Raw genomic sequence first — 22,777 nt, forward strand, 5'->3', positions numbered from 1 at the left:
CCACGGATTGAGAGAGTTGATGAAGGTATCGGCTGCAATCGTCGCCCCGCTTGTGACCTCAACTTTCCTTGCTTTGGCAAGCGGAGCTTTGGCTCAGGGTTCCGATAGCACCGGCTCTGCGCCACGCCCCTTCCGCGGACCTTGGAAGCCCGACCTGCCTCTCTCCAAAGCCTATGACGATGCCGCCAAGGCCATGGCCATGGTCGACGACAATCCTTTGATCCGCTGGGAATATCGGGTGTGGTGCGTCACAGGCTACCGACATCCCGATGAGGCGGGAACCGGCCAGGCTGTCGATCGATTGCCGGACCCGACGAAAGACCTCATGTCGCCCAATGGATTCTTCTACAACACATTGGGGATGAAGCGCGTCATGCCGCCGGGCGGCGTTCGGTTCATGGACAATGCCTGGTACTTCGGCACTGATTACGTCGGTGCCGTCGTCGTGAAGACGCCGGATGGCTTGTTGATGTTCGACGCACTCACCACCCCAGAGGATATGCAGACCCAGGTCCTGGATCAGATGCCTGCGGCTGGTCTCAATCCCGCAGACTTCAAGTACATCTTTCTGGGCCATCAACATCAGGACCACATCGGCGGCGCCAATCTGATCCGACAGCGATTTGCTCCGGATGTGAAGTTTGTGATGGCTGAACCGGACGCGAAGGCCGTCGCCGCGATGCGCACAGCCGTGATAGACGGGACAGCAAAGCGGCGAGGGCCGGCGCCGACGACGCCTGAACAGGCTGAAGCCGAGAAGGCTGCGCGTCTCTTGGCTCTTCCCGACAAGATCGATATCCAAGTGCCTGCCGCACCCGCTGTGAAAGTCGGCGCCATGCGCTTGCGAGTGGGGCCGAGCACGGAGGTCGTCACGATTCTCGATCCCGGGCATACGGTCGGCCAAATGTCCGCGATCGTTCCTGTGACGAAAGACGGCAAACCCCACAAGCTCTTCGTTTTCAGTGGAAACGACGAGCCCTCCGAAGCCGCGCAATATGCGATCTCCATCGATTTCGCCCGCGGTGTTGCCGAAGCCGAAGGCGCCGACGTCTGGATCAACACCCACGCCTATCAGAGTGCGCTGTTCTATCACCTTCGCGAGCTGCGGAAGAATCCTGACGCGCCCAATCCGCTGTTGATGGGAACGAGCGGGGTATCCCGCTATCTCGGAATATTCGCGGCATGCCAGAGAGCGGTGAAGCTGCGCCTTGAAGACGGAACCTGGCAGGCCTGGTGAACGCTGTACGCCGGCTCCCACACCTCGCAACGACGGCGTGGGTGCAGTGAGCGCTAGCCCGTCATCCCCGCACAGCGGCGAGGCCGTTGTCACTGGGCGCGCTGGAGCGTAGCGGAGGTCTCGAAGGGCGACGGGTCCGCTGTGGGAACGTTTCTCCTTCGAGGCTCCCCAGGCGGTGCGCTGCGCCCCATGGTTCGCACACCTCAGGATCAGCGACGAACAACTGTCGGTTGCCGGGCATCGATGGCCGGGTGGCAGAAGCACCGCTGCGTCCATTGTTGCAGCGCGGGGTGCCTCAAATCTCGGCTTGACCGCCGAAATCGCCATGTCAGACTTATGACATGAATACAGCCAAGCGACACGAACCCAGCCTGCGCGACGAATACGCCGAGATGACGCGGCAGCGCATCGTTGCGGCGTTCGTCGAGACGCTGGAGGACGAGGCGGCCGACGATATTTCGATGGCCGCGGTGGCCAAGCGTGCCAAGGTCGCGGAGCGGACCATCTATCGCCACTTCAAGACCCGCGCGGAGCTGTTTGCGGCCGCCGGCGAGTGGATCGAGAACAACGTTTTCAGCTACATTCCCTTCACCTCGCCAGATGAGCTGCCCGATATTTTCCGCAAGCTGTGCAAGCGGTTCGACCGCCATCCGCATCTGGCGCGGGCCATTGCGATGACACGGGCGGGTCGCCGCGTGCGCGCGGGCTTCCGGCGGCACCTGATCGAGCAGCACCGCAAGGCGATGGCGCCGCTGGTGCAGCATCTGTCCGCGAAGGAGGTCCGCCAGGCGGAGGCGCTCGCCTCGTACCTGAACAACGTGCTGGCCTGGAATGCGATGCGTGAGGATTTTGGCATGTCCAGCACTGATGTCGCCGACGCGATCGAGTGGGCGCTCACGACCCTCTTGAAGGATGTCCGTCAGCGCGATGCCGCTGCGGCGCGCAGCGGCAAGGTCGGTAAATCGCCGCGAAAGCGAACCACGGCTGCGAAAGAGCCGGCGTAGAACGAGGCAGGCCATGAATGCGATACCCGACGATCTCCTGATCAATGCGCCCGACGAGGTTCGCATCCGCCAGGACCTCGTGCTGACGGCGCTTGGCCGCCGCCCGGCCGATCGCTCCTTGCGGGTCGGCAAGTTGCTCGACGTGCACAGCCGCACCTGGAGCGAGGATCAGGAGATCGTCTTCAAGGGGCGGCGCATCGCGTGGGTCGGGCCCGCCGGAAGCTATCCGGGCGAGGTGCGCGAGCGCGTGCATCGGCCGGATCTTGCCGCCGTGCCCGGCTTCGGCGAGGTGCACAAGCATATCGAAAGTTCGCATCTGACGCCGGAATGGGAGGCGGCGCTGGTGCTGCCGCATGGCAATACCTGGACCTGCGAGGCGAGCCACGAATTCTCCAACGTCAACGGTGCACGCAATCTCGAATTCTGGTTCGAGGCACGCCGCCGCGGCTCACCGCTCAAAATCTTTCCGCAGCCGGGTTCGGCCGTGCCACCGACGGCTTACGAATGGGGCGGCGGCTGGTATGGCCGTGATGAGCAAGCTCGCTTCATGGGCGAGAGCCTGATGGTCACCGGGCTCGACGAGGTCATGGACTGGCCGGCGGTGTGGAATCCCGACAATCCCTCCTACAAGCGGCTCTGGGGCATGATCGAGGCAACGTTCGCGGCGCGCGGCGTCGTCGAAGGCCACGCGTCGGGCTTGCGGGATTTGCCCTCCATCAACGCCTTTGCCGCAGCGGGGCTCGCCTCCGACCACGAGGTGCAGACGCCGGAGGAGACCTGGGACAAGCTCACGCGCGGCCTGTTCGTCGAGTTGCGCGTCTACGCGATGGATGAGATCGTCAAATGGCTGGTTGCCAAGGGTTTGCAGGACTGGTCGCAGATCGCGTTCACGACCGACGACCGCAGCGCCAGCCACACGCTCGAGCTCGGCGCCAGCGACCACAATGCGCGGGTCGCCATCGAAGCCGGGCTCGCACCGGAAATCGCGATCCAGTGTCTCACCATCAACCCGGCGCGGCACATGCGCCTCACGCCGTTCGTCGGCAGTCTCGCCCCCGGGCGCTTCGGCGATGTCGTGCTGCTCTCGGACGTATCCAAGCTCAGCATCGTCGAGGTGTGGGCCGATGGCGCGCAGGTCTCCGACGGCAAGCGCTACCTCGGCGATGTCCCCAGGATCGAATGGCCGGACTGGGCGACGAAAACGGTCAACATCGAGCGCACGATCAGGCCTGAGGATTTCGCGCTGCCGGCCGAGCCCGGTCGTGCCACGATGAAGGCGGCCGTGATCCGTCCCTTCCATTGGCATCCCGAGTTCTACACGCTCGAATTGCCAGTGCGCGACGGCGCCGTGCAGCGCGATGAGCGCGAGGCCATCACCAAGTTCGCGATCGTCGACCGCTTCTCGGGCGACGGGCGGGTTGCAAAGATGTTCTGGCGTGGCTGCGGGCCGCGGACGCCGGAGACGGCGCTGGCCTGCTCGGTCGCGCATGACAAGCACAACATCTGGGTGGTCGGCTCGTCGGACGCGGCGATGGCCAAGGCAGTGAATGCGCTGATCGAGCTTCAGGGCGGATGGGCGCTGGTGCGCGAGGGCGAGCTCGTTGCCACCGTGCGCTTCGAGGTCGGCGGCCTGATGAGCTGCCGCTCGGCGCAGGAGCTCGATGCCGAGATGCAGGCGCTCTACGCCGAGGGCCGCAAGGTCGACTGGATGTATGAGCCGACCTTCCGGCCGCGCTGGTATCCGGGATTCCCCGAGAGGCTGATGTTCGCGACGCTGACCTGCGCGCCCTGGAGCTGGGTGCTGGTGGCGCCGTGCGAGCAGGCGCCGCTCGGGTTCATCAATGTGCAGACCGGTGAAGCGCACCCGGTGGTCTGGTAGGGGAGTGACTGGGATGAACGAGATGACGCCGCCACAAGCCGCTTCCGCCGAGCCGGCGCCGCGCGCCGCCTCAGGCTCGCTGGATCGCATCTTTGGCCTCACCGAGCGCGGCACCAGCGTCGGTCGCGAGGTGATGGCCGGTGCGACCACCTTTGCGGCGATGGCCTATATCATCGCGGTGAATCCGGCGATCATGTCCAACGCCGGAATGGATCGCGCCGATCTCGTCAGCGCCACGGCACTCGCTGCGATCTTCGGCTCGGTGATGATGGGCCTTTGGGCCAACCTGCCGCTCGCCGTTGCGCCGGCGATGGGTTCGAACGTCATCTTTACCTACGTCATCGTCAAGCAGATGGGGATGCCCTGGCAGGGCGCGCTCGCCATGGTCGCCTTCACCGGCGTGCTGTTCCTGATCCTCAGCCTGTCGAAGCTTCGCGAGAAAGTTGCGAAGGATGTTCCGGAAGCGCTGAAGATCGGTATCCAGGCTGCCGTCGGCACGCTCATCGTCTTTATCGCGCTGCGCGGCGCCGGCTTCGTCGTGCAGAACCCCTCGACCTACGTCGCCATGGGGTCACTGCGTAGCCCGCCGGTGCTGCTGACCCTGTTCGGTCTCCTGCTGACGCCGGTGCTGGTGGCGCGTCGGGTGCCGGCAGCCCTGATCCTGTCGATCGCGGTGCTCACCCTGATCGGCTTCTTCGTTCCAGGCGCCAACGGCAAGATGGTGACGTCGGTGCCATCTGCCATCATGTCGTGGCCGCGCTGGCCGACCAGCACCTTCATGGCGCTCGACGTCGGCTATCTCTTCAGCCATTTTCTCGTGGCGCTGCCGCTCCTGTTCTACTTCCTATGCGCGGAGTTCTTCTCGACGCTGGGCACGCTGATCGGTGTCACGGGCGCCGCCAATCTGCGCAAGCCCGACGGCTCGATCCCGAATGCCACCGCGGCATTCGCGACTGATGCGACGGCATCCATCGTCGGTCCGCTGCTCGGCACCTCCGTCGTCACAGCCTATATCGAGTCCATCACCGGCGTGCAGGCCGGTGGGCGCACTGGCCTGACCTCCCTGACCGTCGCGGCGCTGTTCTTCCTTGCACTGTTCTTCTGGCCGATCTTCGTCATCATCCCGCCGCAAGCCACCGCGCCCGCGCTTGTGCTCGTCGGCGTCTTGATGATGCAAGGCCTCGCGCGCATCGACATGACCGATCTCGTCAATGCAGTGCCCATTGTACTGACGTTGCTGGTCACCGTGCTCACCAACAATCTCATCAACGGCATGGCGCTGGGGACACTGAGCTATATCGCGCTGGAGGTCGCCATGGGGCGCCGCGCGCAGATTCCGGCGATGGTCTGGGGGCTGGGTGTCGTGTTCATCGCCTACGCGATCGTGATCGCGCAGATATTCTGAGGGCAGGGCTACGCCGCCAGATCCAGCAGCCGGCACGATCCGCGCACCAGCACCTTGCGGCCGGATGAAGTCATGACGGGCACGCCGTCCCTGATTGCGACGAGGCCGAGTTTGACGAGATCTTCGACCGCATGGGTCTTCGAAAAACGATACTGCATCGCCGGACAGCGCAATGCCCTCAAGATTTCCCACTGGTCCGGCGAAAGATCGAAGTCGAAATCGTCGTTCATGTTGCCTCGAAATATCTGGCCGTTCGTGCACCGATTAGCGGTGCAGCATGAAAACCATGCGACGACATTGAGTCGGGAATTCGATTAGCTGTTTAGAACATCTCTTCACGAATGCCTGAAATCGCTGCGTCACAATCGTTAAGATCGCGCGCATGTAGATATCTTCCCGAGATTCGATCACTTCTCGAAGATCTGGCGGTTGGTGCGTTGCGAATTGCCGCAGTGCACGGGAAGAGGGCCTGTCCCATTCCGCGCTGCGATGTGCACAGGAAAATGAGACAAGCCGTTCAAGACTCTGTTACGCTGTTTCGCAGGAAATGGCTTCACGCGGCAGGAGTGGAGTGCATGAACAGGCTGGTGGCAATTCGCAGTCAGGAATCCTTTTGCCGGGAACGTGCGGCGCTGGATTTCGATCGCAGGGTTTTCTGGCTCGCGCAGGCGGAAGAGTGGGAGCAGCGCGCGCTTGACGAGATCGCCCATCACTTTCGCGAGTGCAATCTGGCTCACGGCGATTTGCGCCCAGTTGCCAGCTAGCGGATCGTCACGGGTTTACTGATAGCTCGCCACGATATCCGACACGGCGCGCTCGAGCTGTTGCGCGGTGCCGCATTGTCGCACCACGCTGCAAAATGTCGCGTAACGCGGCATCTCGGAGTCGCCAAAGCCCCAGACCATGCGGCCCTCGGGATTGAGCCAGACCAGCCGCTTCGACCGTTCTGAGATACGGCGCAAGATGTCGGCGCGCGGATCGAGATTGTTGCTGCGGGCGTCGCCCAGCACGATGACAGTGGTCTGCGGCGTCAGCGTGCTCATGAACTCGTGCTCGAAGTCGTCGAGGGAGGAGCCGTAATCGGATGAGCCGAAGCCGACCTTGGACATGATCTCGGCCATCGCAACTTCTGGCGAGTTCGATTCCAGGATGTCGCTGACCTCGATCAGATGTGAGGAGAACGCGAAGGAGTGGACGTCGTCGACCACCTCGTGCAGCGAGTGGATCAGCAGCAGGAAGAAGTCGGAGACGCGCGCGACCGAGCCCGAGACGTCGCAGAGCGCGACGATCTTCGGCCGGTCGCGGTGCTTGCGCTTCCAGGCGGTAAGGAACGGAACGCCGCCCCAGGCCGCGTTGCGGCGCAGCGTGCGGCGGACGTCGAGATGGCCGCGGCGCTGGCGCTTGCGCGGCTTGGAGTAGCGCTCGCGCAGACGCCGCGCGATCTTGCGGATCAGCGCGCGCATCTCCTCGACCTGGCGCGGCTCGATGCGGGCCAGGGGCGCGTTGCGCAAGATATCGTTGCGCAGGTTTTCGGCCTCCTCGCGCGCATAGAGCGCGAGCCCCTGCGAGACCGTGTCGCGGACGGCTTCGCGCAAGCCCTCGAGCGCCGCGCGCAGACGCTCCGCGAGCGACGGGTTGGTCGCGGTCAGTTCGTCGAGATCGTCGCGCAGGCGCTGAAGACCCATCGCGTCGAGAATGCGACTGGAAAATATCCCGCGTTGGGTGGAGTAGCGGATGTCGGACAGCGACGCCGCGCCGGCGGCGCTGGCAATGGCGGCTGCGATCGCATTGCGGTCCTGCGACAGGAGCATTTGCGCCAGTGCACCCAGGCCTTCGGTGGGCTGACCGCCGCCGGCCTCATTCGTCGCGTCGGGAGAGGGCGGATGGCTACCCTCCGGAGGCGTATCGTTGTCGTTGGCCTCGGGCTGCTCAGGGCGCGGCTCCGGTTGGCTGAAAAAAAGATCGAAGCAGTCGCCGAGCGCGAGTTTCTCGTCCTGCGACTTCGCCAGCGTCAGCAGCAGCGCATCGCGCAAGATGTCGCGGTCGGCAAAGCCGACCTGCGCGACCGCGCGCATCGCGTCGATGCTTTCGGCGGGCGAAACGTGGACACCGGCGCCGCGCGCCGCCCTAAAGAAGCGATGGAGGTTCTCCCGCATCGGTGTCAACCGAAGACGTTGGACCGCGCCGCCTTGGCAATGAACGTCGTGACGTGGGGCGCCGCCGCCTCGATGTCGGCCTCGTATTTCAGGAGCACGTTGAGCGTGTCCTTGACGATCTCGGTGTCGAGCTCGCCGGCCTGCAATAGCACCAGCACGCGTGCCCAGTCGATGGTCTCGCTGACCGAGGGCAGTTTCTTCAGATCCAGCGTGCGGATCTCGTGGATGAAGCCGACCATCTGCCGTCGCAGCGTCTGCGAAATGCCGGGCACGCGGCTCTCGACGATGCGCTCCTCCAGCCGTTGCTCGGGAAAGCCGATGTGCAGATGCAGGCAGCGCCGCTTCAAGGCGTCGCCGAGATCGCGCTCGCTGTTGGAGGTGAGGATCACCGTCGGCGGTGTGATCGCCGAGACGGTGCCGAGCTCGGGAATGGTGACCTGGAAATCGGACAGGATCTCCAGCAGCAGCGATTCAAACTCGGCGTCGGACTTGTCGATTTCGTCGATCAGCAGCACGCAGCCGCCGGGCTGCTCGAGGGCCTGTAGCAGCGGGCGCGGTTCGACGAACTCCTTGGAGAAGAACACGTCGCCGAAATCATGCAACTGATCGAGCGCGGCGTGCAGAGTCTGCGCGCCGCCGAGCACTTCGCCGAGCTTGTCCTTCAGGATCTGCGTGTACAGAAGCTGCTTGGCGTACTTCCATTCGTAGAGCGCCTTGGCCTCGTCAAGACCCTCGTAGCATTGCAGGCGGATCATCTTCTTGCCGCGCCAGGCGGCGATCGCCTTGGCAAGCTCGGTCTTGCCGACGCCGGCGGGCCCCTCGACGAGGATCGGCTTCTCGATCTGTTGTGACAAATAAACAGCGGTCGCGATCTGCCGGCTCGCGATATAGCCCTGCGCGGCGAGGCCGCTCTCCACTGCCTCGATCGAGGTCGAGGCCTTCTGATCAGCCACGAATGGGCGCTCCCGATGGTCTTGCGTGAGGCTTGTTCTGCCCCCCTTCCGGACAAAGGACAAGCCTCGATTATCGGGGAACACGTTGCGCTGACGGCATTTTTCCGCTCGGCGCAAATACGCGAGCGCTAGGCTCGGGCGTCTCGATCAGTGATGCAGATGCTCAGGTTTGCAGATGGTCTGCCGCAACTCGCCACCGCAATCGGCGCATTCGTAGACGAAGTCGATCTTGGCAAGGCTCCAATGCGGCTCGACCTCGCGTACATACATTGGCAGGAACCCCATGCAGCTGGGGCAAATCACAGGCGCGATCTCGATGTCCTGATGATGCTGTACATAGGCTGGCATCTCGGCTCTCCTTCGCAGGCGACCATCTAACCCCGCGCAGAATCTACCGCCGGTGGCGTAAGTGCCGTCATCAACTCTTTCGAACAGAGGCGGAACAGCGGGCATTTGTCCACCGCTGTGGCATTCATGTAACGTCTCTGTACTGTAACGGGCGGACTAAATGCCTATTTCACAGTGTCCGATCCGCGTCTTCGACGAACACCCAGCGATAAGGGAGCAAACACCCATGACGCATGCCATTCGTTTTCACAGGACCGGAGGTCCGGAAGTCCTGGTTTGGGAGCAAGTCGAGGTCGGCAAGCCCGGTCCGGGTGAGGCGCGCATCCGTCACACCGCGGTCGGTCTCAATTTCGTCGACATCTACAACCGCTCGGGTCTCTATCCCGCGCAATTGCCCAGCGGGCTCGGCAGCGAGGCGTCCGGTGTGGTCGAGGAGGTCGGACCCGGCGTGACCGATTTGAAGCCGGGTGATCGCGTTGCCTACGGCGCCTCGCCGCTCGGCGCCTATTCCGAGGCACGGCTGATCCCGGCCGACCGGTTGTTGAAGCTGCCCGATGGCGTCGACGACAAGACCGCGGCGGCGATGATGCTGAAGGGGCTCACGACGCAGTATCTGATCCGGCAGACCTATCGCGTGAAGGCGGGCGACACCATCCTGCTGCATGCGGCAGCCGGCGGCGTCGGCCTGATCCTGAGTCAGTGGGCGAAGCATCTCGGCGCAACCGTGATCGGCACGGTGAGCAACGACGAGAAGGCCAAGCTCGCGAAGGCCCATGGCTGCGACCACGTCATCATCTACAGCCGCGAGGATTTCGTGAAGCGTGTCGACGAGATCACCGGCGGCAAGAAGGTGCCGGTCGTCTATGATTCCGTCGGCAAGGACACTTTCCTGAAGTCACTGGACTGCCTGGCGCCGCTCGGTGTCGTCGCACTGTTCGGCCAATCCTCCGGCGCGGTCGAGCCGCTCAATCTCGGCCTGCTCGCGCAGAAGGGCTCGCTCTACGTCACCCGCCCGACGCTCTTCACCTACGCGGCTAAGCGCGAGAACCTGGTGGCGATGGCAGGTGAGCTGTTCGATGTCGTGAAGTCCGGCGCGGTCAAGATCGAGGTCCACCAGACCTATCCGCTAAAGGACGCGGCGAAGGCGCATGCCGATCTCGCGGCGCGCAAGACCACGGGATCGACCGTGCTGCTGGTATGATGCCCGACCAGATGGTGATGCAGGCCCCTCGCGGCCTGCATCACGACCGTTCGTGCTTGCGCAGGTCGCGGGCGTGATCGAAGCTGGCAGCCTGGAGGTCGACCTCGCCAGGCGCAATCTCAGGCAGCGCGGCCTGGGTGAGGATGTCCGCGGTCACGTCCTCGACCGCGGACCCGCTGATTTCGTGGATGAAGCAGATGTTTCCGTATTCACCGGAGGCGACGCGCGAGACGACCTCGCGCCGGGTGATTTCGGGGTCGACGACCGCCTCGCGGCCGCGGCGGCCATAATCGATCATCACGACGAAATACTGCATCAAGATTCCCTGCCCGCATCGAGGCAGGCTGCAGTATTTCTGAAAATAAGAATATAGTCAAGCCTCGACTTCCAAAAATCGGAAATCGAGGCTCTGCGGTCCCGAACAGTCCGCGCGTTACTTGCCCTTGCCTTTGCGGGCGCGGGCCGACTTGGCGCGCAGGCGCTCGAGCTGGCCCTTGGGCATCGTGAGGCAGATTTCGCCGACCCACTCCAGCTTCACGCCGACGATCGGCTTGGCGTTGAAGCTGGCGAGATTGACGACCGAGGGGGTCTTGCCCCGTTCGATGGTCTTCAGATAGCGCTCTCCCGTCTTCAGCCGGACCACGGCCTCCTCGCCATAGAAGCTCGACAGAGGGAAGCGTTGCTCCTTGTAGACCACGATCACGTCGCCGTTCTCGTACTTGGGCAGCATCGAATCGCCCATGACCTCGAACGCGACGGTCTCCTCCATGATCGGGAAGGGTAGCACGATGTCGCCAAGTCCTTCCGGCGGGACCTGCTCATATTCCGGCTCGATCACGGCCCCGGCGCCGACCCGGCCCATGATCGGCGACAGATTGAGCTCGAGGTATTCCATAATGGGCAGGATTTCCGACGCCTTGACCAGGCGCTCGCCGCCGAGGATTTCGGAGACCGCGCCCGGGCGGACGCCCATGGCCTGGGCCAGCCCGCCCTTGCTCTTGCCTGACCGCTTCAGGCCCCGTTCGATCATCGTTGCGTCCAGCATGGTGATTCCCTCATTTGTCCAGCTTCGTCTATATTAAACCGAAATTCGGAATTATCTATTACGAATATCAGAATTCTAGTTTGACTTAACCTTCGGAATATCGGAATGTGTGTTTCGCCTCAAGGGGGCCGTTCGGGCCAGATGAGGCAGATCACAGGGCAAGACAGTATGGAACCGGGCAACTGGGCGTCGGAGCACTCCGACGCACTGCGCGACTATTTTCTCAAGGGAATGTCTTTTGCGGAGATCGGAAGGGAAATTAACGCAAGATTTGGAACGGATTACACCCGAAATGCGGTGATCGGGCGGGCCAAGCGGATGGGGCTTGCCGCGCCCGGGCGGGCGTCGAGCCCGCCGATCGCGCCGCATCTGCCGAATGGAGTTTTCCCGCAACACCCTTCGGGAAAAGGCGAGGCGTCCAAACCGCCTCTCGTGCCGGCCGAGCCCGCGAAACTGCGCTGTGTCGGGATCCGGCCGCGGCTGGTCTCGCTGCTCGCGCTCAAACCCGGCGACTGCCGCTATCCGTATGGCGGGGACAAGGACGGGGAGCCGATCGCCTTCTGCGGTCATCCCCGGCGCCCGGGCTCCAGCTATTGCACGCCCCATTTTCACCTGACCTCCGGGCCCGACACGGCGCGAACGACCGGCCCGGTCATCCTGCGCCTCGTCGCGGCCGCCTGAACGCGGTCGCCCCGTGCTGGGAATCCGATTTCCATCGTTTCATGTCAAGGAGTATCCGAGTGGCACGTGCCAAACGCAGCAAAACCTACAGGTTGGGAAGGATCTGCGACCGCAGGTCACGCGACGTGCCGCCCCACGCCGAAGTGGCGGAAGTCGAGGTCGACAATCCCCTAGGCCTTGATCCCGGCGAGAAGATCGTCGCGTTGCGCTCGACCCGCAACGATCCGTTGGGCCGGCTTCATGCCCATCACCAGATCGACGAAGCGCAGTACCGCGGCGGCCGTGCGTTCCAGAGTGACTGGGAGAAGGCGGAGCGGGGGCCGCAGGCGGTCGATCCGAGCCGGGAATATGTCGACGGCACCCTTGGCCGGGAGCCCGTGACCGAGAGCCAGCGCCAGGCGGTGCTGCGGCTGAACCGGATCGACCGCGAGCTCGGCACCGACGGCACGGCGCTGGTGCACGATGTCCTGGTGCTCGGGCTGACGATGGAGCAGGTCGGCGAACGCCGTGCCGTGCGCAGCCAGCGCTGGAACGACTATTTCTCCAAGAGGCTGCAGGAATGTCTGGACCGGCTGGCGCAGATCTACGGCTTTGCGTCCGACGGCGGCGCTGGCGCGCCGAGCCCGCCCAGCCGCTAGCTCAGGTCTCGCTTGAATAGGGTGCAGGGACAGTCCGGCGTCGATTTTTGTCCACATGCCCAAGAGCGCGATGAGATTGGATGAATCGTCATCGCACTCTGGGTTATTGTTCGATCGTGATCACGCATCTCACGGATGCGGCACGATCTGGTATGGCGTCGTGTAGGGTTCGACACGGAGCGAGGCGTTGGCCAGCAATCCGATCTTGGCGGTCGGCGCCTGCTGCATCTCGCCGTTCTGGCCGCGGTGGACGTTGTATTGCCACACCGTGAGATCGCCCTTCTGCGCCAGCGCATGGGCCACCGCGCTGGCGTCGGTGCCGCCGAGCGCCTGGAGCTCTTCGGCGTTCAGTCCGATGACGATTTCATCCTTGACGGTGACGATCTTGAACAGGTTCATCTTGGCCTCCTGCGCCCATGCGCCGTGTGATGCGAGAGTGAAAAGCGCAACCGCCGCGCCCTTGATGAGATCGCTGCGAGAAAGCATGCCGTCTTCCTTTGCTGGACGTGCGCCCGAATCGTTGGTCGAAAAGTGTCAGCCATGGCGCCCATGATCTGCGTGGCCGTGTCGCACTGGGCTTTGGTCGCCCGCTTGCGAATGGCGGTTCATGTCTTTGAAAAATATCGTTGCACGGGTGAACCGCGACGCGGCGCCCCGCGTCCAATTACGAGAATTAGGGACCCTCGGATGAAATTGACCGGCGTCGTTTGCTTTCTTGTTTCTGCGGCTACGGCCGGCGTCGCTCAGGCAGCCGATCCCTCCTACGTCGGAAGCTGGAAATTCACGAGCGCGGTGGTGGCGCCTTGGGCGGATCCGCAGCACAAGCCCGACAGCGCCGAGCAGGTGCGGCTGATGGGCAAGACGGTTGTCGTCAAGGCCAAGGAAATCTCCGGACCGCGCCCCTTTGCCTGCGCCAAGCCGCAGTACAAGCTCGCCGACTACGGCCCCGACATGATCTTCCAGGGCGCCTTCGACGAGATGCAGCACTCCAGCAAGAAGGTCGATCCGAAGGCGCTCGCCGCCTCGCTCGGCTTCACCGGCGACAATATCAAGACGCTTGAAACGGGCTGCGAGATCGATTTCCACATCGTGGATGATGCGACCATCGAAGCGGGTCTCAACGATTACGTTTACACGCTGAAGAAGCAGTAGCCGATCGGTTCTGCTTGCTGGAATCACCCAGCAAGGTGATCGTCTTTCACGGATCGCTCGGGCAGTTCCCGGCGGGAAGCTGCTGCGCCAGATCCTTGCTGCGCGCGATCGCGGTAGCCAGTGTCGAAAACTCCACGCCTTGCCGGATCCCGAACCGAGACGCCACCCTTCAAATCGAAATAATATGTGCGCATCGTGACCCCGCTCCTGTTCATATTGGGAAACACTTGTCGCATTGACGCCGATCAAGCCAACGTGCAGCTATCACCCGCTGAATCCTGTCGCCTGCGGGGCCGGACCGGGTCCGTCATCCGGAAATGCCGAGGTGCGATGACGACGAAGCAACCCTCTCCTTGCAGTTTGGCTTGCCGGAGGGGTTGTTCCTTGTCATAGTTGCAACCTCATCGGGTTCGCCCGATCGGTTGCAGGCATGCAGTTTGGCGGTCCGCCCGCGGTTGCCAGGCCGAGAGTCGTTCATGTCCGAGGCCCGGTGCTCGAATGACGTCTGCCCTCTCACGAAGGCGGTTCCTTTCATAGGTGCGAGATGAAAAACCTCAATTTCGCGACTGAACTGCACCTGAAGCTGGGGGCGCCTGCGAGTCAAACCGTCGAGAGCCTGCGATTGCTGCGCGCATTTCTCAAGCTCGCGCCGCGGCAGCGTTTCGAGGTCATCAAGCTGGTAGAGGACCTTACTACCGAAGAGATTCCCGAGCACCCGCTTTCGTGAGGCGGGGTATCGCCCGTCGACGCCCCAGCCAGAACCGCCGTCCCCAGGGTCCCTGACGCCAGCCGAGCCGCTGGAATGCGATCCGATAAGTGTGATAAATCAGTCAGGGACAAGGGGAGGACGGCGACATGATCGAACCGAAGCTCGAAGTTCCGGCCGAATTGCGCGATCTGGCCGAGAAGACCATCGATCAGGCGGAGAAAGCCTTCGGCCTGTTTTTCGATGCTGCCACCAAGTCGATGACATCGGTGCCTGGAACCGGCACAGAGGTTTCCAAGCAGGCGCTTGCTTTTACCGAACAAAACATGAAGGCGGCGTTCGAGCACGCGCGTAAGCTGGTTCACGCAACCGATCTCCAGGAAGCGATGCGCATCCAGTCCGAATTCCTGAGAAGTCAATTCACCAATGCGGGTGAGCATATGCGACAGATTACCGGCAATCTGATGCAGCCCGGCAAAGGCAAGTCCTGAACCGCGGGCGGCGCGCTTGCTCACAAATTGATCTTGCGTGAGAGCGTCGCGCGGAATTCAATTGCACGGCAGCTCCATGATGGGCCACCGGATGAGCATATCATCCGCCGTCCGTCATCCTTTCTGCTGATCCCTGTCGGCTCAACCGGCAGGGATTTGCATGTGAGGCCAGCGTCAGCGCGCTACTGGTGCAGCGAGCCGATATAGGCGGCGATGTCGCCGGCCTCGATCCGGCTCAAGGGAAAGTTCGGCATCTTCGGATGCGGATCGAGCAGGAAGAAGGCAAGCTTCTCCGGCGTGAAGTCGGGCCTGCGCGCGATGGCCGCAAAGCCGGGGACGTCGGCGCTCGCCTGTTTCTGTTCACTCGCCACGACGTGGCAGCTCGCGCACCAGCGCTTTGCGAGATCGGCGCCGTGATCTGGATCGGCGGCGAAAGCCGGCGATCCATGCAGGCCTGCTGCGACGATCAGAGTTGAAAGCCGTCTGATAGGCGCGCGCATGAGGCGTCCTTGAACCATTGGCTGGTGTCCGTACTCAACCGCAGCACGATCCGGGAAATTGCGAGAGATCGATGCGGGCGATGATCGACCGGACCAGCCTGCGGGTGGAGCGGTAGAGGCGGCGAAGGAAGGCCGGCGCAGCCGCGGCGGGCAGTCTTAGACTTTGTGTGTAGTGCGACATCTGGGCTTTCCCGACGTTCGAGGTCCGCCTTGTCGCGTATTCGGCGCCGCGCCGCCTTGATCTGCCGCAAGTCGGGCCTGGCTGGGGCCCAACCCACAGCACCCGATGGCTGGACCATCCGAACAGCCAGGCTATTGGAGGACAAACGGGCCTCAGGCGTGCCCGTCGATTGACGAGTGGGCCTAAAGCATGATCCGGAAAAGTGTGAAGCGGTTTTCCGGAAATATCATGCGCAAACAACAACCTGAAGCGCGATGACGATTCATCCTAGTCTCATCGCGCTTTAGTAGTCGCCGGGATTCATGATCATCGGGCTCGTCGTATCGGCCGGTGCGAGCTCGCTGCTGGAGCTGCTGCGCAGGAACTGATCCAGCGTAGCCTGGATCTTCTCCTTCACCGAATCCGGACCGCGGTCGCTCAGCTCGGTGTGCTGGGCGCCGGTATTGATGATGTCGATGCCGCGCGACTTCGCCTGTTCGGGCGTTGGCAGAACGCCGGGATCTGTGACGAATTTCGGATCCTTCGAGCGGAATGACAGGATCTTCAAATGATCGCTGAGCACGAAGGGCACCCGCAGATTGTCGAGCGTGATCACCTTGGACACCAGCTCGGGATGCTGGTGGGCGACATACATGGAGACGTCGCCGCCGTTGGAATGGCCGACGAGCGTGATGTGATCGTATTCCGCATTCTCCTGCTGCTTCTTCAATTCGTTCAGGACGAACAGGATGTTGGCCTCGCAGCGCATATAGACGCCCTGCCTGCCGACATAGGGCTGGCCGATCTTGGTCATCAGGGGCGGATCGGTTGGCAGGTCCTGCTGGATGCTGGCCACGAGATATCCGCGCGCGGCGAGCGCGTTGGCCAGGAACGAGTACTCCGTGGCCTTGACCGTGTTGCCGTTGCTGATGACTGCGAGCGGAAGCTTCCAGAGGCCGAGATTGGCCTTGGTCTCGTAATCGCGGCGCACGGCGATGTCGACCGAGACCGGCCGCTGGCGTGCGGGGTCAAACAGATTGAGCGTCTCGTGGCGGATTGCGAACTTGCTCACGGCGAAATATTCGCCCGCAGCAAGGACGCAAAGGAACGCCAGAATCGCAAAAGCCCTTTTCATCGTTTCATCCCGATCACTTTTCACTGACGTGGTGAGGGGGAACTCACGGATCGAGCGATTGTGAGGGCGGGACGGGATTAAATTTAGGCAAGCTTGCTGCGATCGCACCGCAAACAATAGTCTGAGAATTAGAGGCAGTTCGCCTTGCCGCGCTCCGGACAAAGCCTGAAGGCGTTCGACAGCGTGAACAGGAATCGCGCGTTCCGCCGCTCATTGTCAGGCGCGCGGTAGCTGAGCGGAGCGGCGACGGCGAGATCGGCTCGCAAATCGTCCCACAGGAACAGGCGTATGCCGGCGCCGGCGGATGTCAGCGACAGCCCGTCGCGCAGCCGATAGCCGTCGTTCCACACCGCGCCGGCATCGGCAAAGCCGTAGATCTGGTAGCCGGTCCAGTAGCGGAAATTGACCGTCTGGTCGAAGCGGAGCTCGAACGATCCGGCAAGCCCGTTGTCGCCGCTGATTTCGGCTGTGCCATAGCCGCGGCCAAAGGCGGCACCGCCGAGATAGAATTGCTGCGACGTGAACAGCGGCCGGGACGCAGTCTGGCTTGCGCCTGAGAGCTTGATCGACCACGCGTCGGTAAGAGTCTGGTAGCGCGTGAACCAGGCGTTCAAGACCGAGAAGTTCGCCGAGGCGCCGTCGCGCGACAGAAGGTCGTCGGTCCAGTGCGAGGCGCCGAAGATGTCGAGCCCCTGGCGATAGGTCAGCGTCAGATAGTTGGTGCCGCCGAAGCGGTCCTGCAGTCGATAGTCCGAGGTCAGGCTCGCGGTCCTGATATGGTCATTGTACCACGGCCCGAACATATCGTGCTCCGATACGTTGCTGAAGGTGAAGGCCGAGGTGAGCGTGAGCGAAGATGCTTGCGACTGAAGCGGGACGATGCTTGCCCGTACTTCGAAGGATTCGGTCGTCGTAATGTCGCTGTCGAGGCGGCGGGCATCCCCCGGCCGCACTGCGCTGTACAGGATCGAGGCGCCGAGCCGCACGCCGTCGACGCCAACAGGCGCGTCGTAGGACAATCGTCCGAAGCCAAGCTGACGCGGATCGTTCGCGATCGTCGACAGGTTGACCGCCAGCGTGTCGCCGGGTGCGAGGTAAGAGTTGAAGGCGCCGGTCGCATAGGTCTGCCACGGTCCGACCGATGATGATCCAAGATTGTCCAGGCCGAACGAGGTGAAGATGTGCCAGGTCTTCAGGAAGACGGTGAGGCGGAAACGGCCGCTCGCGGTGCCGACCTCCTCGAGCCCGGTATCGGCGATCCGCACGCCCGGCCATCCGTTGATCAGATAAAGCTGGCGTTCGAGCGTAGCGAGGCGCGAGGGATGTTCGGCGAGGACCGGGCCCAGCATCGGACGGATGCCGAACTGCTCGGCGCCATCGCCTTTCAAGTCGACCTCGACGATGGCACCTTCGATCACTCGGATCTGCACGCGTCCATCCTGAATGTTCTGCGGCGGGATGATGGCCCGGCTCAGATGGAAACCGGCGGAGCGATAGAGATCGCTGATGGCGCCGGCGATCGCCGCGAGGTCCGCCTGCGAGACCTGCTTTCCAAGATACGGTTGCCAGGTGCCGGTGAGGCGGTCACGCGGAATGCTGTCCGCACCAACGATGCTGACGCCGCGGAGCACGAACTGCGGTCGGGTGTCGGCGCCGACGTCTGGCCGGCGGAGACTCGGTAGTTGTACGGGGGGGCGGCTGCGGGAATTCTGATCGGATTGCGTGTCGAAATATTTTTCGGTCTGGCGCGGATCGAAGCCCGGCTGGTTCGCCTGCTGCGCGAGCACCTGCGGAATTCCCGCAAGAGTGGGCGCAAGCAGGCCCATTGCGGTAACAAAATGTCGCCACCGACGGCTCCATCGGGACCGCCGTCCGTAGTTCAACGGAGTCCCTCCACGGGCTCGGTAAGAGATCGTTAGCCGCATGATTTTTCTTAGTTTTTTATGGTCAACGAATGGTTAACGCGGCGGTGGAACTTGCCGGGACTCCGGCTAATCCTATCTTGAGACATCTCCGATAAGCCTGAGGACCGCTATTCGCGGACTGAGGACTGATCATGCTCGGCAGAGATGGAATGCGGCGCGCCCTGTTGGCCGTGCTGGTACTGGGATTTGCTTCCAACGCCATTGCGGCGGATGGCGGTGTATGGTCGGTCAGCAAGGCGTCCGGCGACGTCTGGATCGCGACGGACGGCGCACAGCAGGTCTCGCTCAAGCAGGAAGAGACGCTGAAGCCCGGCGAAACCATTCGGACCGGGCGCAACGGTCGTGTGCTCCTGGTACGCGGCGAAGAGACCATCCTGATCTCACCAAATTCCGTCGTCGGTCTGCCGACGGAGCAGAAGGACGGGCTTTCAACCACCATCGTGCAGCAAGCGGGCTCGATCCTGCTCGAAGTTGAAAAGCGCAACGTCAAGCATTTCGAAGTCGAGACGCCCTATCTCGCAGCCGTGGTCAAGGGCACGCAGTTCAGCGTCACGGTGAACGCGGACAGCACCAAGGTCGGCGTCGTCCGCGGGCAGGTCGAAGTCTCCGATTTCCGCACCGGTCAGATCGCCCAGGTGATGCCCGGCCAGGCCGCGACGGCTTTCGAGCATGGCAAACCTGGCCTCAATCTGAGCGGCTCTGGCACCTTCAATCCGATCGAGCAGGGCAAGCCGCGCGCGTCGACCATCGAGCGGGTGCCGGTACCGAAATCGGGCCTGCCGGCTCCGCGCAACGCCGCGAACGTCCACACCTTCCACGCTCTCGCGCACATCGAAAAGGGCAAGGCGGCCGGCGCGGAGCCGAAATCCCAGCAGGCGGTTGGCGGGTCTCATGCCACACCGGGCGTAATCCGCATCTCCGGCACGCTTGGCGAAGTGAAGCTCAATTTCCACAAGGTGACACACGGGCTCGCGCGCGGGACCGTTGCGGCAGGCGCCGTCAGAAGCGCGTCGACCTCAAGCACCGACACCGTGTGGAGCGATAGCAAGACGAGCACGACCACGACGGCTTCCAATAGCACCGCCCAAACGGCGGTCGTGACGAGCGGCAGCGCGGCGAGCAACAGTACGAGTTCGTCGAGCACGACCACGACGACGGTCGCGACGACAGCCGGTTCGTCGAGTGACAGCTCCAGCGGCAGCAGTGGAAATTCCGGCAGTGGCAACGGCGGTTCCACCGGCAACGGGAAAGGCAACAACGGCAATGGTAACGGCAACGGCGGGGGTGATGGCAGCAACGGCCATGGCCACGCTTACGGCCACAACAAGCACTGAGGCTATTTCGTAGGCGACCAAGGGGGCGCATCCGGATTGAGCCGGATGTGCGGGGGGATCGGGTGAAACGTTATCGACCGCATATTCTGGTTGTGGCTGCGCTTGCGGTCGTGCTGTCCACGGGATGGCACGGCGCGCTGCGCAGCGCGCTCACCGATTTTCGCTTCGCCTGGCAATCGCGCGAGGCGAGCGGCGATATTGCGGTGGTTGCGATCGATGCGGCATCGATCGACCGGATCGGCGTCTGGCCGTGGCCGCGGCGGCTGCATGCCGAACTCTTGCGCAAGCTCGAAAGCGCCGGTGTCCGCGATGTAGCCTTCGACGTCGATTTCAGCACACCGTCCGATCCTGCATCCGACCAGGCTTTCGTCGAGGCGCTGAGGGACGTCGGCGGTTCGACGATCCTGCCGTCCTTCAAGCAACCAGCACCGAATGGCGGCGCCATCCACATCAACCGCCCCCTGACTCCATTCGGCGAACAGTCATGGCCGGCCGTCGTCAATGTTACCGTGGAGTCCGATGGGCTGGTTCGACGGTATCCCTTCGGCGAGAAGCTCGGCGAGGAGTTCGTACCTTCGATGGCCGTGGTGCTCGCGGGGCAATATGCCAAGCGGAGCGCGCCGTTCCTGATCGATTTCTCGATCCGCGCGGCATCGATTCCGCGCGTCTCCTTTGCCGACGTGTTAAGCGGCGACGCCACAACCCTTGCCAAGCTGAAGGACAAGAAGGTCCTCGTCGGGGCCACCGCCCTCGAGCTCGGCGACCGCTTCAGCGTACCCAACGGCAGGGTCGCATCCGGTCCGGTGCTGCAGGCGCTGGCGGCGGAATCGATCCTTCAGCAGCGCACGCTGCGCTGGACCTCAGATATCGGCATGATCCTTGGCCTGGGCGCCCTGGCTTTGCTCATGATGTTCTCCTGGCGCCGGCTCGGTCCGGGAGTTCGGGTCGTGATCCTCGTTACGGCGGCGGCGGCAGTCGAGCTGGTTGCCGCCCTCGTGCAGCTGAAATGGCCGCTCGTCATCGACACGTCGCTGTTCCACATCGCAACCGTTGCCTATCTCACTGCGATCGCGCTCGACGAGATCGATTTCCGCAGCCTGCTCGGTCGCATCGCCGAGAGCCGCTTCCATCGCATTGCGATGTCGCTCGGCGACGGCCTCGTCTGCACCGACGAGAACCACATGATCACGGTGTGGAATCCCGGCGCGAGCGCGATCTTCGGCTACATGCCGGCGGAAATCATCGGCCGTCCCTTCGAAGCGCTGTGCGCGGCGGCGAGCGACGGCGCGGCCAAGCGCTTCTCGACGCGTGACGCTGCCCGCCAGGCGTTGCTGGTCCCGGGCGGCGCCGTCGTCGTCGAATTCGAGGGACGGCGCAAGACCGGCGAGGTGTTTCCGGTCGAGGCCAGCTTCTCGGGTTGGCAAGGCACCGATGGCTTCCAGTATGGCGCGATCCTGCGCGACATCTCGGTCCGCAAGCGCGAGGCCGAACGCGTGAAATATCTCGCCGAACACGACTCGCTCACGGGCCTTGCCAACCGCAACACGCTGCATACGGGGCTTGTCAGCCTGGTCGCCGCGGCGGAGCGGCAGTCGCACGAGGTCGCGCTCCTGGTGTTGGGCCTCGACGGCTTCCAGCGGATCAACGATATGCTCGGCCATGCCGCCGGCGATCTCGTGTTGCGGGCGGTGGCCGAGCGGTTACGTGCAGAAGTGGACGACAAGGCGATCATCGCGCGGCTCAGCGGAGACGAGTTCGCGATCGCCATTGACTGCGCCGAGGCCGATGAGCCGATCTCGGAGTTTGCCGATCGTATCGCCCGCGCGTTCGAGCTCCCGCTCACTGCCGGCACGCGCCAGCATCGCGTCAGGATCAGCGTCGGGATCGCAGTCTATCCGGACGGCGGACGCAATGTCGACGACCTCCTGGGCAATGCCCATCTCGCGCTATGCAGGGCAAAGATGATCCGGCGCGGCAGTCATGTGATCTTCGAGAGCGCCATCAGGCTGGAGCTGGAGACCAGGCTGACGCTGGAGAGCGAACTGGCGCAGGCCGCAGATCGCAACGAGTTCGAATTGTTCTACCAGCCGCAGGTTCGCCTGGTTGATGGCGCGCTCCTCGGTGCCGAAGCGCTGATCCGCTGGCGTCATCCTATGCGCGGTTATGTCTCGCCGGCCGAGTTCATGCCTGTCGTCAACACGTCAGCGCTCTCGGAACGGATCGCCGGCTGGGTGATGGAGACGGCGTGCAAACAGGCGCGGGCATGGGAATTGCTCGGTAACAACGTTCGCGTCGCGATCAATCTCTCCCCATCGCAGCTGCACTCGGGGGATCTCGCTCATTCAGTCTCCGAATTGCTTGCCGCCACCGGCCTTACGCCATCGCTGCTCGAACTCGAGGTGACCGAGGACATCCTGTTGCTGGACGAGGCGCGGGTGCTCGACATGTTCAAGCGGATCCAGGAACTCGGCGTCCGCGTGCTGTTCGACGATTTTGGTACCGGTTACGCGAGCCTCAGCTATCTGAAGAAGTTTCCGCTGGACGGGCTCAAGATCGACCGCTCCTTCGTGCTCGATCTGCTCGCCGATTCCGACGATGCTGCGATCGTCAGCTCGACGGTAGGGCTAAGCAAGCAGCTCGGCCTCTCCGTGATTGCCGAGGGTATCGAGAACCGCGCCACGGCCGACTTCCTGGTCAGCATGGGATGCGAGGAAGGGCAGGGCTATTTCTTCGGCCGCCCGATGCCGGCTGCTGAGTTCGAACGACAATTCCTGACGGTGCAAGACGTCCGGGTGGCGGTTGGCGCCGCCTAAGCGCGGCGCGTGGC

At 63.2% G+C, this 22,777-nt stretch carries 23 protein-coding genes; 13 read left to right on the plus strand and 10 right to left on the minus strand.

Annotated features, from left to right (window positions below):
- Positions 1 to 19: 19 nt before the first annotated feature.
- The 4 genes from QQL28_RS10270 (at position 20) to QQL28_RS10285 (ending at position 5,525) form a co-directional block, all read left to right on the plus strand.
- Entirely contained in the window at positions 20 to 1,237 is a 1,218-nt protein-coding gene (locus tag QQL28_RS10270) for an MBL fold metallo-hydrolase (RefSeq protein WP_284264443.1), read from the plus strand.
- A gap of 341 nt (positions 1,238 to 1,578) precedes the next feature.
- On the plus strand, positions 1,579 to 2,241 hold the full coding sequence (locus tag QQL28_RS10275) for a TetR/AcrR family transcriptional regulator (protein WP_284264445.1): 663 nt from the start codon (positions 1,579 to 1,581) through the stop codon (positions 2,239 to 2,241).
- A gap of 13 nt (positions 2,242 to 2,254) precedes the next feature.
- Positions 2,255 to 4,120 (plus strand): adenine deaminase, encoded by a 1,866-nt coding sequence (locus QQL28_RS10280; RefSeq protein WP_284264446.1) that lies wholly within the window; start codon positions 2,255 to 2,257, stop codon positions 4,118 to 4,120.
- A 13-nt stretch (positions 4,121 to 4,133) separates the two neighbouring features.
- Entirely contained in the window at positions 4,134 to 5,525 is a 1,392-nt protein-coding gene (locus QQL28_RS10285; RefSeq protein ID WP_284264447.1) for an NCS2 family permease, read from the plus strand.
- Between the two features lie 8 nt (positions 5,526 to 5,533).
- Here QQL28_RS10285 and QQL28_RS10290 read toward each other — a convergent pair whose 3' ends face one another.
- Positions 5,534 to 5,755, minus strand: a complete 222-nt coding sequence (locus QQL28_RS10290; RefSeq protein ID WP_284264449.1) for a hypothetical protein — start codon at positions 5,753 to 5,755, stop codon at positions 5,534 to 5,536.
- Between the two features lie 345 nt (positions 5,756 to 6,100).
- On the opposite strand from QQL28_RS10290, the gene QQL28_RS10295 reads away from it, so the two are divergent.
- Positions 6,101 to 6,289, plus strand: coding sequence for a hypothetical protein (locus QQL28_RS10295; RefSeq protein WP_284264451.1), 189 nt, complete (start codon positions 6,101 to 6,103; stop codon positions 6,287 to 6,289).
- A gap of 15 nt (positions 6,290 to 6,304) precedes the next feature.
- Here QQL28_RS10295 and QQL28_RS10300 read toward each other — a convergent pair whose 3' ends face one another.
- The 3 genes from QQL28_RS10300 to QQL28_RS10310 all read right to left on the minus strand — a co-directional run bounded on the left by QQL28_RS10300 (position 6,305) and on the right by QQL28_RS10310 (position 8,982).
- Positions 6,305 to 7,681 carry a vWA domain-containing protein gene (locus tag QQL28_RS10300; protein WP_284264453.1) on the minus strand — a complete coding sequence of 459 codons (1,377 nt, stop codon included), beginning with the start codon at positions 7,679 to 7,681 and terminating at the stop codon, positions 6,305 to 6,307.
- A gap of 5 nt (positions 7,682 to 7,686) precedes the next feature.
- Positions 7,687 to 8,634, minus strand: a complete 948-nt coding sequence (locus QQL28_RS10305) for an AAA family ATPase (RefSeq protein ID WP_284264455.1) — start codon at positions 8,632 to 8,634, stop codon at positions 7,687 to 7,689.
- Positions 8,635 to 8,781: 147 nt separating this feature from the next.
- Positions 8,782 to 8,982, minus strand: coding sequence for a hypothetical protein (locus QQL28_RS10310; protein ID WP_284264457.1), 201 nt, complete (start codon positions 8,980 to 8,982; stop codon positions 8,782 to 8,784).
- 226 nt (positions 8,983 to 9,208) lie between these two features.
- Here QQL28_RS10310 and QQL28_RS10315 point away from each other — a divergent pair, with 226 nt between their 5' ends.
- On the plus strand, positions 9,209 to 10,183 hold the full coding sequence (locus QQL28_RS10315) for a quinone oxidoreductase family protein (protein ID WP_284264459.1): 975 nt from the start codon (positions 9,209 to 9,211) through the stop codon (positions 10,181 to 10,183).
- A gap of 40 nt (positions 10,184 to 10,223) precedes the next feature.
- On the opposite strand, the gene QQL28_RS10320 is transcribed toward QQL28_RS10315, so the two are convergent.
- Together QQL28_RS10320 and QQL28_RS10325 are read right to left on the minus strand one after the other, a co-directional pair.
- A complete protein-coding gene (locus tag QQL28_RS10320) occupies positions 10,224 to 10,499 on the minus strand; it encodes a hypothetical protein (protein WP_284264464.1) in 276 nt (91 codons plus the stop codon).
- 117 nt (positions 10,500 to 10,616) lie between these two features.
- Entirely contained in the window at positions 10,617 to 11,228 is a 612-nt protein-coding gene (locus QQL28_RS10325; protein ID WP_027528414.1) for a S24 family peptidase, read from the minus strand.
- Positions 11,229 to 11,396: 168 nt separating this feature from the next.
- Between QQL28_RS10325 and QQL28_RS10330 the strand changes: the two genes are divergently transcribed.
- Positions 11,397 to 11,909 (plus strand): GcrA family cell cycle regulator, encoded by a 513-nt coding sequence (locus tag QQL28_RS10330; RefSeq protein WP_284264467.1) that lies wholly within the window; start codon positions 11,397 to 11,399, stop codon positions 11,907 to 11,909.
- 59 nt (positions 11,910 to 11,968) lie between these two features.
- Positions 11,969 to 12,547: a hypothetical protein gene (locus tag QQL28_RS10335; protein WP_284264469.1), complete on the plus strand. Its 579-nt coding sequence runs from the start codon at positions 11,969 to 11,971 to the stop codon at positions 12,545 to 12,547.
- 129 nt (positions 12,548 to 12,676) lie between these two features.
- Here the strand turns inward: QQL28_RS10335 and QQL28_RS10340 are convergent, their stop codons facing one another.
- Positions 12,677 to 13,033 (minus strand): hypothetical protein, encoded by a 357-nt coding sequence (locus QQL28_RS10340; protein ID WP_284264471.1) that lies wholly within the window; start codon positions 13,031 to 13,033, stop codon positions 12,677 to 12,679.
- 201 nt (positions 13,034 to 13,234) lie between these two features.
- On the opposite strand from QQL28_RS10340, the gene QQL28_RS10345 reads away from it, so the two are divergent.
- From QQL28_RS10345 to QQL28_RS10355, 3 genes are all read left to right on the plus strand, one after another.
- Positions 13,235 to 13,699: a hypothetical protein gene (locus tag QQL28_RS10345; protein WP_284264474.1), complete on the plus strand. Its 465-nt coding sequence runs from the start codon at positions 13,235 to 13,237 to the stop codon at positions 13,697 to 13,699.
- A 544-nt stretch (positions 13,700 to 14,243) separates the two neighbouring features.
- Positions 14,244 to 14,426 carry a hypothetical protein gene (locus QQL28_RS10350; protein ID WP_027528419.1) on the plus strand — a complete coding sequence of 61 codons (183 nt, stop codon included), beginning with the start codon at positions 14,244 to 14,246 and terminating at the stop codon, positions 14,424 to 14,426.
- Positions 14,427 to 14,554: 128 nt separating this feature from the next.
- Positions 14,555 to 14,896, plus strand: coding sequence for a phasin (locus QQL28_RS10355; protein WP_284264476.1), 342 nt, complete (start codon positions 14,555 to 14,557; stop codon positions 14,894 to 14,896).
- Between the two features lie 182 nt (positions 14,897 to 15,078).
- Here QQL28_RS10355 and QQL28_RS10360 read toward each other — a convergent pair whose 3' ends face one another.
- The 3 genes from QQL28_RS10360 to QQL28_RS10370 form a co-directional block, all read right to left on the minus strand.
- Complete coding sequence (locus QQL28_RS10360; RefSeq protein ID WP_284264478.1) at positions 15,079 to 15,396, minus strand: c-type cytochrome; 318 nt, start codon at positions 15,394 to 15,396, stop codon at positions 15,079 to 15,081.
- A 464-nt stretch (positions 15,397 to 15,860) separates the two neighbouring features.
- Complete coding sequence (locus QQL28_RS10365) at positions 15,861 to 16,691, minus strand: alpha/beta fold hydrolase (RefSeq protein WP_284264480.1); 831 nt, start codon at positions 16,689 to 16,691, stop codon at positions 15,861 to 15,863.
- A gap of 128 nt (positions 16,692 to 16,819) precedes the next feature.
- Positions 16,820 to 18,616 carry a ShlB/FhaC/HecB family hemolysin secretion/activation protein gene (locus QQL28_RS10370; protein WP_284264482.1) on the minus strand — a complete coding sequence of 599 codons (1,797 nt, stop codon included), beginning with the start codon at positions 18,614 to 18,616 and terminating at the stop codon, positions 16,820 to 16,822.
- Positions 18,617 to 18,747: 131 nt separating this feature from the next.
- On the opposite strand from QQL28_RS10370, the gene QQL28_RS10375 reads away from it, so the two are divergent.
- Both QQL28_RS10375 and QQL28_RS10380 read left to right on the plus strand, forming a co-directional pair.
- Positions 18,748 to 19,950: a FecR family protein gene (locus tag QQL28_RS10375; protein ID WP_284264484.1), complete on the plus strand. Its 1,203-nt coding sequence runs from the start codon at positions 18,748 to 18,750 to the stop codon at positions 19,948 to 19,950.
- Positions 19,951 to 20,012: 62 nt separating this feature from the next.
- Entirely contained in the window at positions 20,013 to 22,763 is a 2,751-nt protein-coding gene (locus tag QQL28_RS10380) for an EAL domain-containing protein (protein WP_284264486.1), read from the plus strand.
- Positions 22,764 to 22,777 lie beyond the last annotated feature (14 nt).

The sequence above is a fragment of the Bradyrhizobium iriomotense genome, assembly GCF_030160715.1.
In the GTDB taxonomy this organism is placed as follows: Bacteria; Pseudomonadota; Alphaproteobacteria; order Rhizobiales; family Xanthobacteraceae; genus Bradyrhizobium; species Bradyrhizobium iriomotense.